7 protein-coding genes are annotated in these 13,445 nt (G+C 57.6%); all 7 read left to right on the top strand.

The features are described 5' to 3' along the window. The first annotated feature begins 26 nt into the window (after positions 1-26). The 7 genes from ACUN8H_RS06650 to ACUN8H_RS06620 all read left to right on the top strand — a co-directional run bounded on the left by ACUN8H_RS06650 (position 27) and on the right by ACUN8H_RS06620 (position 13,441). Positions 27-629, top strand: coding sequence for a DUF2934 domain-containing protein (locus ACUN8H_RS06650; RefSeq protein ID WP_445531362.1), 603 nt, complete (start codon positions 27-29; stop codon positions 627-629). 77 nt (positions 630-706) lie between these two features. Beyond that, complete coding sequence (gene glgX / locus ACUN8H_RS06645; RefSeq protein WP_445531361.1) at positions 707-2,905, top strand: glycogen debranching protein GlgX; 2,199 nt, start codon at positions 707-709, stop codon at positions 2,903-2,905. Positions 2,906-2,963: 58 nt separating this feature from the next. Next, positions 2,964-4,991 carry an alpha-1,4-glucan--maltose-1-phosphate maltosyltransferase gene (locus tag ACUN8H_RS06640; RefSeq protein ID WP_445531360.1) on the top strand — a complete coding sequence of 676 codons (2,028 nt, stop codon included), beginning with the start codon at positions 2,964-2,966 and terminating at the stop codon, positions 4,989-4,991. Continuing rightward, entirely contained in the window at positions 4,904-8,461 is a 3,558-nt protein-coding gene (gene treS, locus ACUN8H_RS06635; RefSeq protein WP_445531359.1) for a maltose alpha-D-glucosyltransferase, read from the top strand. The genes ACUN8H_RS06640 and treS overlap by 88 nt, the downstream gene beginning before the upstream one ends. Continuing rightward, positions 8,454-10,688, top strand: coding sequence for a 1,4-alpha-glucan branching protein GlgB (glgB, locus tag ACUN8H_RS06630; protein ID WP_445531358.1), 2,235 nt, complete (start codon positions 8,454-8,456; stop codon positions 10,686-10,688). Before treS ends, glgB begins: the two co-directional genes overlap by 8 nt. A 145-nt stretch (positions 10,689-10,833) precedes the next feature. After that, positions 10,834-12,069 carry a cation:proton antiporter domain-containing protein gene (locus tag ACUN8H_RS06625; protein ID WP_445531357.1) on the top strand — a complete coding sequence of 412 codons (1,236 nt, stop codon included), beginning with the start codon at positions 10,834-10,836 and terminating at the stop codon, positions 12,067-12,069. Between the two features lie 142 nt (positions 12,070-12,211). Beyond that, positions 12,212-13,441 carry a nucleoside recognition domain-containing protein gene (locus tag ACUN8H_RS06620; protein ID WP_445531356.1) on the top strand — a complete coding sequence of 410 codons (1,230 nt, stop codon included), beginning with the start codon at positions 12,212-12,214 and terminating at the stop codon, positions 13,439-13,441. The last annotated feature ends 4 nt before the right edge of the window (positions 13,442-13,445 follow it).

The raw sequence follows: 13,445 nt of genomic DNA, 5'->3' as shown, positions 1-13,445 counted from the left end.
TTGAGAAGCACAAAGGGAGAGCTGAGATGACTGACGAAGAGCGCGTGCGTCAACTGGCCTACAGCATCTGGGAAGCTGAAGGACGTCCCGAGGGCCAGCAGCAACGCCATTGGGACAGAGCGGTAAAGATCGTCGCCGCTGAGCAAGCAGCCGGTAACGACGCCGACCTGGAAGAAGTCGGTGAGCCGCTGGACGAAACCCCTATTTTGGAGGATGACCTGCCGCTGGAGGAGGACGAGGTAGGCATACAGGAAAACCGCTTACCGCTGGAAGACCCTGATGGCGACCCTGACTTCGATGAAGCGCCCTTTCGAGATGACACCTTCATAGGGCAAGACGTACCGGTACAGGATCGCGGCCATCCAGCGCAGGCACCTACCGATCCCGACGATAGGTCGAGTTCGATGGAGCCGCTCCCAGAAGACTCTGCCACGGTAGCGCGTACCCGCCGCCCGCGGCGAAGCAGTAACCCATTGGCCGCAAGCGAAGTAACCAGCACGCCTAATACAGCCAGTAAGACAGCGAGCAAGACGGCGGCGGCGAAACAGACAGCGGCCAAAACAGCGAAAAAAGCTGCGCCAAAGGCGAAGAAACCCAAAACGCCTAAACCCGGCGATTCCGATCGTTAATAGAGCAGTGGCTAAAAAGCGGTGATGAAAAGTGTTTGCCAACACACAACTGCCCGACTGGCTAAAGGATGAATGCAATGAATACAAGCCACGCCTCACGGGACAGCGATAAGTCCGTTGCCGCCGATGAAACTCCAAGCGTTATGCGGCAGACACGTGTTCACGAAGGGTCGTCGTTTCCGTTAGGGGCAACCTGGGATGGCCTAGGCGTTAATTTCGCGCTGTTCTCAGCACACGCCACGCGGGTTGAATTATGCCTGTTTGACGAAACCGGCGAACAGGAGTTGGCGCGAGTCGAACTACCTGAATACACCGATGAAGTTTGGCATGGCTACCTGCCCGATGTCCGCCCCGGCCAGCTCTATGGCTACCGTGTGTATGGGCCTTACGCGCCCGAGGATGGACACCGCTTCAACCCCAATAAGCTGCTGCTCGACCCTTACGCCAAGCAAATTATCGGTGAACTGACCTGGGATGAAGCGCTGTTTGGTTACACCATTGGCCATCCCGACGCAGATTTGAGTTTCGATGAGCGGGACAGCGCACCATTTATGCCGCGTTGCCGGGTCATCGATCCTGCTTTCACGTGGGGGCGCTCACGCGGCGTGCAGTTGCCTTGGGATCAAACCATTGTTTATGAAACCCATGTTCGCGGCTATACCATGCGCCATCCCTCGGTGCCGGAAGCGCTTCGCGGCACCTTTGCCGGGCTGATGGTCAACGACGTAGTTGACTATATCCGCTCGCTTGGCGTGTCGTCGGTTGAACTACTACCGATCCACGCCTTCGTTGATGATCAACGTCTGTTAGAGCAGGGACTGCGCAATTACTGGGGCTACAACACCCTGGGATTCTTCGCCCCCCATTCACGCTATATCTCTGGCGAAAGCATCAATGAATTCAAAGAGCTGGTGGCGCGCTACCATGCGGCCGATCTTGAGGTCATTCTTGACGTGGTCTACAACCACACGGCAGAAGGTAACGAGCTAGGCCCCACCCTTTCGCTTAAAGGCATCGATAACGCCTCTTACTACCGGCTAATGCCAGAAGAGCCGCGCTACTACATCGACGATACCGGCACGGGCAATACGCTTAACCTCAGCCATCAGCGTGTGCTGCAAATGGTCACTGACTCGCTGCGCTATTGGGCGACAGAAATGCGCGTCGATGGTTTCCGCTTTGACTTGGCCACCATTCTTGGACGCGAACCCCACGGCTTCGACGAGGGCGGCGGCTTTCTCGACTCCTGCCGCCAGGATCCCATTCTCAGCCAGGTCAAACTAATTGCCGAACCCTGGGACTGTGGCCCCGGTGGCTACCAAGTCGGGGGCTTTCCTCCTGGCTGGGCGGAGTGGAATGACCGTTACCGGGATACGGTACGCGCTTTCTGGCGTGGCGATGAAGGGCAGTTACCGGAGCTGGCGACCCGGCTGATGGCGTCAGCAGACTTCTTCAAGCGGCGTGGTCGGCGCCCTTTCGCCTCGGTCAACTTCGTCACCGCTCATGACGGCTATACCCTTTTTGATTTGGTGGCCTACAACGATAAGCATAACGAGGCGAACGGCGAGGACAACATGGATGGCCATGGCCACAATTTATCGTGGAACCATGGCGTGGAAGGCCCCACCGACGATGCCGACATTCAGGCCTTACGGCTGCGTCAGATTCGTAACTTTATCGCCACCACGCTGTTCTCCCAGGGCACGCCGATGCTGCTGGCAGGGGACGAACTGCTGCGCACCCAGCAAGGCAACAATAACGCCTACTGCCAGGACAACGAGATCAGCTGGCTGGACTGGAACCTGGATGGTGATGCTCATGCCATGATCGAGTACCTGCGGCGCGTGATCGCACTGCGGATGCGTTACCCCATCCTGCGGCGAGGTCGCTTCCTCTCGGGTGAGTACAACGAAGAAATGGGCCTCAAGGAAGTGACATGGCTGGCCCCGGACGGTGCCGAAATGGACATCGGGCGCTGGGAAAATGGCGAATCACGCACACTCGGCCTACTGCTGGATGGCCGCGCCCAGCCCTCGGGCATTCGCCGTCCAGGTGCCGATGTCACGCTACTGTTGATTTTCAACGCCCATCACGAGGCGGTTGATTTTCATCTCCCGGCCGCACCCAGCGGTAGCGGCTGGCTCTGCCGACTCGACACCAGCCACACCCTGGAAGAAGCCCCGTTCCAGCGCGCCTTTGGCGAGGAACACGTGATGGAAGGTCGCTCGCTGGCCCTGCTTGAGCTAGTGCAGCACGCCGAAGGCACCGTCACCTAGACATGAAGCGGTGCGGTTACCTTTGTTTCCGGTTCCGCGCCGCAAGGAGAAGCTAGCGATGAGTTCATCTGTCGATCCGACGACCGGGGCCCTCCCGGCACAGCATCAACAACAGCACCATGGCTTAGCGGCCATTCATGCACCGCGCATTGCCATTGAGTCTGTCACCCCGTCTCTCGACCAGGGGCGGTTCGCGGCCAAGGCGATTGTCGATGAGCCGGTCGTGGTGAGAGCCACCATTTTTGCTGATGGCCATGATGTGCTGGCAGCCGCTATCTGCTGGTACAGCGACGACGGCCAACAGCAGCGCGTTCCCATGCGCCAAGTGGCGCCCTTGGGGTTGGATATTTGGGAAGGAAGTTTTACCCCTAAGCGGGTAGCGCGTCATGACTTTATTATCGAAGCTTGGTGGGATGTTTACGCCACTTATCATTACGAACTGACCAAGAAACACCAGGCGGGCGTTCCCGTTGAGCTCGAACTCGAGGAAGGCCGACGGCTCATTGAACAAGCCGCCGAGCGAAGCGAAGACTCGCTCAACGCGTCGCTAACGGCGCTACTGGAGCAATTTCACTTAGCGCAACAACCCGCCGACCGGGTTGCGCTGCTGTTGAGCAGTGAAACGGTTAAATTAATGCAAGAAGCGGATAACCGGCCGCACCTAACTCGCAGTGATGTGCTCTATCCGCTCGATGTAGAACGCTTAAAAGCGCGCTTTGCTAGCTGGTACGAACTGTTCCCTCGCTCAGAAACCGACGATCCGCAACGCCATGGTACGTTTCAGGATGTGCACAAGCGGCTACCGTTGATTCGGGATATGGGCTTTGACGTGCTCTATTTTCCGCCAATCCATCCCGTCGGGCGAGCACACCGCAAAGGGCCAAATAATACCCTTGTTGCAGGGCCGAACGACCCCGGCAGCCCTTATGCTATCGGCAGCGAAGAAGGCGGGCATGAGGCTATCCATCCTCAGCTCGGTACCCGCGAGGATTTTCGCGATCTGGTGAGTGCTGCGGCTGACCACGGCCTGGAGATAGCGCTCGATTTTGCCATTCAGTGTTCGCCCGATCACCCCTGGCTCAAGGAGCACCCGGGCTGGTTCTCCTGGAGGCCCGACGGCTCGATTCGCTACGCAGAGAACCCACCTAAGAAATACCAGGATATTGTCAACGTCGACTTCTACGCCGTGGAGGCTATGCCTTCGCTGTGGCTTGAACTGCGTGATGTGGTTCAAGGCTGGGTGGAGGAAGGCGTGAAAATATTTCGCGTCGATAACCCGCACACCAAACCGCTGCCCTTTTGGGAGTGGCTAATCGCCGACATTCGCCGCCAAGACCCTGATGTAATCTTCCTGGCTGAAGCCTTTACTCGGCCGGCCATGATGCTGCGCCTGGGCAAACTGGGTTTCACCCAGAGCTATACCTACTTTACCTGGCGCCATACCAAGGCTGAAATAACCGAGTACTTCACGCAACTCAATGAATCACCTTTGCGCGATGGCTATCGACCGAACTTCTTCGTCAACACCCCGGATATCAACCCCTACTTTCTGCAATCGTCTGGGCGAGCGGGCTTTTTGATTCGCGCCGCGCTAGCCACCATGGGGTCAGGGCTGTGGGGCATGTATTCGGGCTTTGAACTCTGCGAAGGCGCGCCGGTGCCCGGCAAAGAAGAGTACCTCGATTCGGAGAAGTACCAGCTTCGTCTGCGCGACTACAGCGCCCCCGGCAATATCATCTATGAAATCACTCAGCTCAACCGCATCCGGCGCGAGAACCCGGCGTTGCACAGCCACCTGGGGCTGACCTTTCACGCGGTAAACAACGACCGCTTGCTGCTCTTCGCCAAGCGCACCGAAATAAACGATGAGGCCATTTTGGTCGCTGTCAATCTTGACCCCTTCGAGCTTCAAGAGGGAGCCTTTGAATTGCCTATGGGGCTTTTCGATCTTCCCGATGAGGCGCACCTGCATGCAGAAGACCTGATGAGTGGCGGTCGATGGACATGGCACGGCAAATGGCAATCGATGCGACTGGATCCCGCCGTGATGCCGTTCGCCATATGGCGTATTCGCCCGGTTCACTAGCGATCGGTTTACCAGCGCCGATTAGCTCAACAGCGCTATTAGCCAGGAAGCCGAAGAATGTATGGCGGTTGTTATCGACCAATGAAAACAGATCTACCGATGAAAACAGAGAGGGTAAGCCAATGATGGATGCCAGCAGCGAAACACACGCCGTCGAGGCGATGGATTTCCTCGATGACCCACTCTGGTATAAGGATGCGGTGATTTACCAGGTACATGTGAAGGCCTTCTTCGATGCCAACGACGACGGTATCGGCGACTTCGAAGGCTTGATTCAAAAACTCGACTATATTGTCAGCCTGGGCGTCAACACGATCTGGATTTTGCCGTTCTACCCCTCGCCGCGACGCGACGATGGTTATGATATCGCTGAATACACCAGCGTTAGCCCCGATTACGGCACGCTAGAGGATGCCCAGCGCTTTATCAACGAGGCGCACCGGCGCGGCTTGCGCGTATTGACCGAACTGGTCATCAACCATACCTCCGACCAACACGAGTGGTTTCAACGCGCCCGGCAGGCACCGCCCGGCTCACCAGAGCGGGATTTCTATGTATGGTCGGACACTGACCAGAAGTACCCCGGCACACGCATCATCTTCCTCGACACCGAATCTTCGAACTGGACCTGGGACCCGGTGGCCGGGGCCTACTACTGGCACCGTTTCTACTCCCACCAGCCGGATCTCAACTTTGATAACCCCGTGGTGCTCGACGAAGTCATCAAGGTAATGGAGTACTGGCTCGACATGGGCGTCGACGGTCTACGCCTAGACGCTATTCCCTATTTGGTCGAGCGCGAAGGCACCAATAACGAGAACCTGCCGGAAACCCATGTCGTCCTCAAAAAGATCCGCGCGGTGATCGACGAGCGTTACCCTGATCGTATGCTGCTCGCCGAAGCCAACCAGTGGCCTGAAGATACTCGCCCCTACTTTGGCGACGGCGACGAGTGTCACATGGCCTTCCACTTCCCCTTGATGCCGCGCATGTATATGGCACTGGCCCAGGAAGACCGCTTCCCAATTACCGACATTCTGCGCCAGACCCCGGAAATACCGGCCACCTGCCAGTGGGCGATCTTTTTGCGCAACCACGATGAGCTGACCCTGGAAATGGTCACCGACAAGGAGCGTGACTATCTCTGGAACCATTACGCCGCAGACCGTCGGGCACGCATCAACTTAGGTATACGCCGTCGGCTAGCGCCGCTACTGGAGCGCGACAGGCGACGTATCGAGCTGCTGAACAGCCTGCTGCTCTCCATGCCGGGCACGCCGGTGCTCTATTACGGCGACGAGATTGGCATGGGCGACAATATCTATCTCGGCGACCGTGACGGTGTGCGTACGCCGATGCAGTGGTCAGTGGATCGCAACGGCGGCTTCTCCCGCGCCGACCCGGCCAAGCTAGTGCTGCCGCCGATCATGGACCCGCTCTACGGTTACCAGACAGTCAATGTCGAAGCACAAATTCGCGACTCGCACTCGCTGCTTAGCAATATGCGACGGCTACTCGCGGTACGCAGTCAGCACCGTGCTTTCAGCCGTGGCACCATGCGGCCACTCTATCCCTCCAATCGGCATATTCTCGCCTATTTGCGTGAGATGACGCTTGATAACGGCGAGACAGAAACACTGCTGTGCGTGGCCAATGTAGCCAGTACCGCCCAGGCTGTGGAGCTCGATCTTTCCGCGTTTGCGGGTCAGGTGCCCGTCGAAATGGTCGGCGGCAGCGCTTTTCCCCCGGTGGGTAAACTGGCGTACCTGCTAACGCTGCCCCCTTACGGTTTTTTCTGGTTTTTACTGGCCCCGGCGACCGCCATGCCGGAGTGGCATGTACCGGTGCCCGAACCCATGCCAGATTTCGTCACACTGATTATCAAAAAACGCCTTGAGGAGATTTTTGAGGAGACGCCCAGGCGCCTACTCGAACGTGAAACGCTGCCCAGCTACTTGCCCAAGCGACGCTGGTTTGCTGCCAAGCAGGCACGTATCGAACACGTCCAGCTACACCCCACCGGCCGTCTTGAGCACAAGGGCCATGCGCTGCTGTTTAGCGAACTGGAGGTCAAACACGGCCAAGGCAGTGAGCGCTACCAACTGCCGCTGGCTTTCTTGGGCGAAGACGAGCAAAGCAATCCGCTACCGCAACAGCTTGCCATGGCGCGGGTGCGTCGCTTCCACGAAGTGGGGCTACTCACTGATGCGGTCACGCTGGATGCTTTTACGCTGGCCGTATTAGACAGTATGCGCCTAGGCAGCGTAGTGCCCTACGCGCAAGGTGAAATCCATTTCTTGCCCACCGCCGCCTTCGCCGAACTAACGCTTCCCGAGCACCCCGAGGTAGTGCAGCAGAGTGCCGAGCAATCCAATAGCTCGGTGATCATCAATCATCAATTAGTGCTCAAGCTGTTTCGCCGCTTGGAGCCGGGCATTCACCCCGAAGCGGAGATCGGCAGCTATCTGACTGAGCGGGGTTTTACGCATACCGTGCCCTTGTACGGCGTGGTAACCCGGCTCGAAGAGGGAACCACACAGACGCTGATGATTCTGCAAGGCTTCATCGACAACCAGGGCGATGCCTGGTCATGGACGCGCACCAAACTGGAACGCGCCATTCGTGAAGCGGTGGCAGATGATGACCGGAACGCCGAGCCACGGGAGGAAGACCGCTACGGCGCCTTCGAAGAGTTAGAAGAGTTTGCCGCTACCTTAGGGCGCCGACTGGGCGAGCTGCATCAAGTGCTGGCCACGCCCAGCGACGACCCGGCGTTTGCGCCTGAAATTGCCGGCTCCGCCCACGTGCAGTACTGGACGCAGCGCGTGACGCAGCGTGTCGAAGAAGCATTAGAGGTACTCGCGCGCTACAAAAGCGCCGCCAACGAGGCTGAACAGCAGCTCGCCGATGCCATCCTGGCGAGCCGCACTAAGATCATGGACGCTATCAAGATGATGGCAGAGCTTGCCGAAGGCAGCCTGCTCACTCGCATCCATGGCGACCTGCACCTCGGCCAAATACTAGTGGCCCATGATGATGCCTACATTATTGATTTTGAAGGCGAACCGGCCAGGCCTCTGGAGGAACGCCGTGCGAAGGATAGCCCGCTTCGCGATGTTGCTGGCATGCTGCGCTCCTTCGACTACGCCTATGCCAAGGTGGAAGAGGCTCACCCTGGCGAGCATGAAGGCGCCGGTGCGAAAACTATGACCAGCCACGCGGTGGTAGAGCAGTACCTGCTCAAAGGGCGCCAGGCGTTTCTCAATGCTTACTGGCAAGCCACGATGGATTTACCTCACGAATGGAAGCAAGCCAGCGGCGCCGCCGCAGCGGTAGACCTGTTCGTGTTAGAAAAGACCGCCTATGAAATCAGCTACGAAGCCGCCAACCGTCCCGACTGGCTGACTGTGCCGCTGCACGGCCTAGGTGCCATCATCGAACAACTCAGCCCAGGAGAGCCACATGAATGATGTTATTCACACCCGTCCCCTTCTGGATCGCAGCTTGTGGTTAACTGAGGAAGACGCCGACACCCTGGCGCAAGGCACCCATCGTGACCCCTTCTCGCTGCTCGGCATTCATAGCGATGAGAAAGGGTCGTTCTTACGTGCGTTCCTTCCGGGCGCCGTGGGGGTTGATGTTCTCGACCGCGAAAGCGGCGACGTGCGTTGCTGTCTTACGAGCATACAGATCCCAGGCCTATTTGCTGCCCGCTTACCCCATGCAGCGCCCTACCTGCTGCGTATTCGTTGGCCCCAGGGCGAACAGGTAACCGAGGATGCGTATAACTTCGGCCTGTTGCTAGGCGAAATGGATCTTTACCTGTTAGGCGAAGGCAATCATCGCCAGTTGGGGCACTGTCTGGGCGCCCAGCCCATGACGGTGGAGGGCGTCGAGGGCGTGCGCTTCGCCGTTTGGGCACCGAATGCTCAACGCGTCTCCGTGGTGGGTAATTTCAATAGCTGGGACGGCAGGCGACACATCATGCGGCTGCGCATCGCCGCTGGAGTGTGGGAGTTATTCATCCCGCGCCTCGGCCCTGGGGAAGCGTACAAATATGAAATTATCGAGACCAGCGGGAAGATTGGCCTGCGAGCAGATCCTGTCGCCTTGGCCACCGAAGTCCCGCCGTCTACCGCGTCGGTAGTAGCCGACACCACGCCGTTTACTTGGCATGACGATGCGTGGATCGCCCAACGGGAAAAGGCGCACGCCCCCTCCCGGCCCATCAGCATTTATGAAGTGCACGCGGCCTCCTGGCGTAAGCACGGCGGCGACAACGGCGAGCTTTACAGCTGGCGTGATATGGCCGAACAGTTGATCCCCTATGTGTTGGAAATGGGCTTCACTCACGTTGAGCTCTTGCCCATCATGGAGCACCCGTTTGGCGGCTCCTGGGGCTACCAGCCGCTGGGCCAATTCGCACCCAGTGCCCGTTTTGGCAAGCCTGCTGATTTTGCTTACTTCATTGACCAGTGCCACCAAGCGGGGCTGGGGGTGATTCTCGACTGGGTTCCGGCCCACTTTCCCACGGACCCCCACGGCTTGGCACGCTTCGATGGCACTGCCCTGTACGAATATGAGCACCCCTTTGAAGGATTCCACCAGGATTGGGATACTTATATTTATAACCTGGGGCGGCGTGAAGTGCATGGCTTCATGCTGGCGTCAGCGCTGCACTGGCTAAGGCACTTTCATGTCGATGCACTGCGGGTCGATGCCGTTGCCTCGATGCTCTATCGTAACTATTCCCGTAACGAAGGCGAATGGATCCCTAACCGCTTTGGCGGCCATGAGAATCTCGAGACGATCGACTTCCTGCGCCATCTCAATGATGTCATCAGTGAAGAGGCGCCTGGCACGGTGGTGATCGCTGAGGAGTCAACCGCCTGGCCGGGCGTTACCCAGCCGACCAATGAAGGTGGGCTGGGCTTCGCCTATAAATGGAACATGGGCTGGATGCACGACACGTTGACCTATATCGCTAAGGATCCGATCTACCGCTCCCACTCGCATCACGACATGACATTTCCGATGGTTTACGCTTTCTCGGAGCGCTACGTGCTGCCTATCTCCCACGACGAAGTGGTACACGGCAAGGGTTCGCTGATCGGCAAAATGCCCGGCGATGAGTGGCAGAAGTTCGCTAACCTACGCGCCTATCTCGCCATTATGTGGTCGCAACCCGGCAAAAAACTGCTGTTTATGGGCTGTGAGTTCGGGCAATGGCGTGAGTGGAGCCATGACCGGGAGTTGGACTGGTCGCTGCTTGCCGAACCCCGTCACGCCGGTATTCATCGTTTACTTAGCGATCTTAACCGCTGTTATGTCGAGCTTCCCGCCCTTCACCAATGCGATAGTGAACCACAGGGATTTACCTGGGTGGTGGGTAATGACAACACCAACAGTGTCTTCGCTTGGCTGCGCTGGAGTGCTGATGGTGAGCCGTTATTGGTCGTGGCCAATATGACGCCAGTGCCGCGTCAAGGTTATCGGCTGGGCGTGCCACTGCCGGGTGATTGGGAGGAACGCCTTAACAGCGATGCGGAGTGCTATGGCGGCTCTAATCTGGGCAACCTGGGTCGGCTAACCGCCGAAGACTCTCCACTGCATGGACAAGTGGCCAGCCTTGAGCTGACGCTACCGCCGCTAGCGGTACTGATGCTACGCCCGGTCGACATGCCACCCACTCATTGAAGCAATACCCATTAGGAGACAAACAGAGGGACCTGGTACGGAGATCAGCCAACCCCAAGACCATCACAGGAAATAGAGGTCTCAGCGTCTGTGTTGATCTCCGTCTTCACCGCTAGAGGCCCCTATCGCATCAGCGAGTCTTAAGATGCACGAGTTTAATATTGGCTTATTAGCCGTTGCCGCCAGCGCTTTATTGCTGGGGCTTTTATCCACGCCACTGAAACGCATCGGCTTACCCGATTCCGTTACCCTATTGCTAGTAGGAGCGGCATTGGGCCCAACCGGGTGGGCGCTTCTTGACCCAGCCCAGTGGGGCAATGAAATGGCCATTTTAGAACAAGTGGCCCGCCTGGCGCTTGCCATTGGGTTGATGGGTATCGCGCTGCGGCTACCTAAGCGTTATATTTTTGGCCATTGGCGCTCCCTCTGTGTGTTATTGCTGGTGAGCATGCCGGTGATGTGGCTGTGCAGCAGCCTACTGATTGGCTGGGTGCTGGGCCTACCCCTAGGAGCGGCGCTGCTCATCGGAGCGGTGGTTACTCCGACTGATCCGGTGGTTGCCTCGACCCTCGTAACCGGGCCCGTTGCAAAAGAGAACCTGCCCGCTTACCTGCGCCACATCATTTCGAGTGAATCGGGCGCCAATGACGGCCTTACCTTTATTTTTGTCATGTTGGCTGTGTTTTTGCTAACGCTACCCGCGGATCAATCCATCACCTTCCACATGCTGAGAGTGCTGGGAGGCGATATTTTAGTTTCCCTGCTGCTAGGAGCGATGATCGGTTATTCGGTAGGCTTTGCCATGCGCAAAGCTGAAGAAAAAAATACCATCGACCAGCCGTCAATGTTAATGGTAACCACAGCGTTGGCGCTCACTACGCTTGCCGCAGTCAAGCTGGTGGGCAGCAATGGCATACTCGCGGTGTTCATCGCGGGGTTAGCGTTTGATCTGCAAGTCAACGCCTCAGAGAAACAGGAAGAAGAGAGGGTGGTGGAAGGCATGGATCGCTTTTTCACTTCCCCTATTTTCCTGTTACTGGGTTTGATGATTCCCTGGCAAGCGTGGCTCTCCTTGGGGTGGCCAGCTTTGGCGCTAGTCATGGGTGTGCTTTTACTACGTCGCTTACCCGTTGTGCTATTAATAGGCGGCCGAATCCGAGAGATTCCTACCAGACTTGACGGCGGTTTCACCGGCTGGTTTGGACCGATCGGCGTAGCCGCGCTTTACTATGCCGCGCTGGCCCATCATAAAACCGATGTCGTTGAACTCTGGCCCGTGGTGAGCTTGCTGGTGGTGTCGTCTATCCTGGTACACGGCCTAACCGCCATGCCGTTTTCGCACCTCTACCGGCGGATGAGGGGCTCAAAAACGTCATCATAAGCGTCCTCTCTGCTTGAGGCGGTTCGCACTTATTCTCTTGTTTCTGATGCTGTTGGGTTAGCGCTAATCAAGGCTCCTTGGGTAGGATACGCAGTAGCGTTTTTATCTGCTGTCTGCTCACCCTTCAGGATGTCCTTCCGCCATGCTCAACGGAATCTGGTTAAGCTTCTTTATCGCTGCCTTCGCGGCATCGCTCTGGCAGTGGTTGGTGGGTGGCGACAGCGAGGTGTTTGCCCGCCTGGTGCAATCGCTGTTCGATATGGCCGACGTGAGCGTCGATATTATCCTGGTGCTGCTTGGCACCATGACGCTGTGGCTGGGGTTTCTCTCGATTGCCGAAAAGGCAGGGTTGATTCGGCTGCTGGGGCGGGTGCTCGACCCGCTTTTCTGTCGCTTGATGCCGGAGGTGCCTCGTGGTCATCCGGCCATGGGGCTGATCAGCATGAATTTCGCCGCCAACATTCTGGGACTGGATAACGCCGCCACGCCGATTGGCATCAAGGCGATGCACTCGCTGCAAAGTCTTAATCCCAGCAGTGAGACCGCCAGCAACGCGCAGATCCTGTTTCTAGTGCTTAACACTTCGTCGCTCACCCTGCTGCCCGTCACCATTTTCATGTATCGCGCCCAGCAGGGGGCCGCCGACCCCACGCTGGTATTTTTACCGATCTTGCTCGCGACCAGCGCCTCTAGCCTAGCCGGGCTTTTAGCGGTGGCGGTGATGCAGCGATTAAAGCTCTGGCATCCCGTCGTGTTGGCCTATTTAGTGGCGGCGGCCTTCGCATTGGGTCTATTGATCACCACCTTGGCGGGTATGTCGGCCCAGGCCCTGGCAGCAGCCTCTACCTTGGTGGGTAACCTGACGCTATTTAGCATTGTAATGATGTTTTTAATCGTAGCGGCATTGCGTGGAGTGAAGGTGTATGACGCCTTTATCGAAGGGGCTAAAGAGGGCCTGAGCTTTACCATCACCCTGCTACCCTACCTAATTGCCATGCTAGTGGCCGTAGGCGTGCTGCGCGCCAGCGGCGTGCTGGATGCTGGTTTAAGCGGTATCCGCTGGCTGGTCGAAGGGGTTGGTTGGGATACTCGTTTTGTGGACGCGCTACCCACCGCCTTTGTGAAGCCACTTTCCGGCAGTGGTTCCCGCGCCATGATGATCGAAACCATGAATACCTTTGGTGTCGATAGTTTTCCTGGTCTACTCGCTGCCACCCTACAGGGCAGCACCGAAACCACCTTTTATGTGCTGGCGGTTTATTTTGGCGCCATCGGCATTACCCGTATTCGCCACGGATTGGGCTGCGCCTTGGTGGCTGACGCTGCAGGCATCATCACCGCCATTTTGGTGTGTTATTGGTTCTTTGGTTAAGCAG

This window comes from Vreelandella sp. V005 (assembly GCF_052645115.1).
The sequence above is the reverse complement of the archived record's forward strand: the minus strand, read 5'-3'. Positions and strand labels throughout refer to the sequence as shown.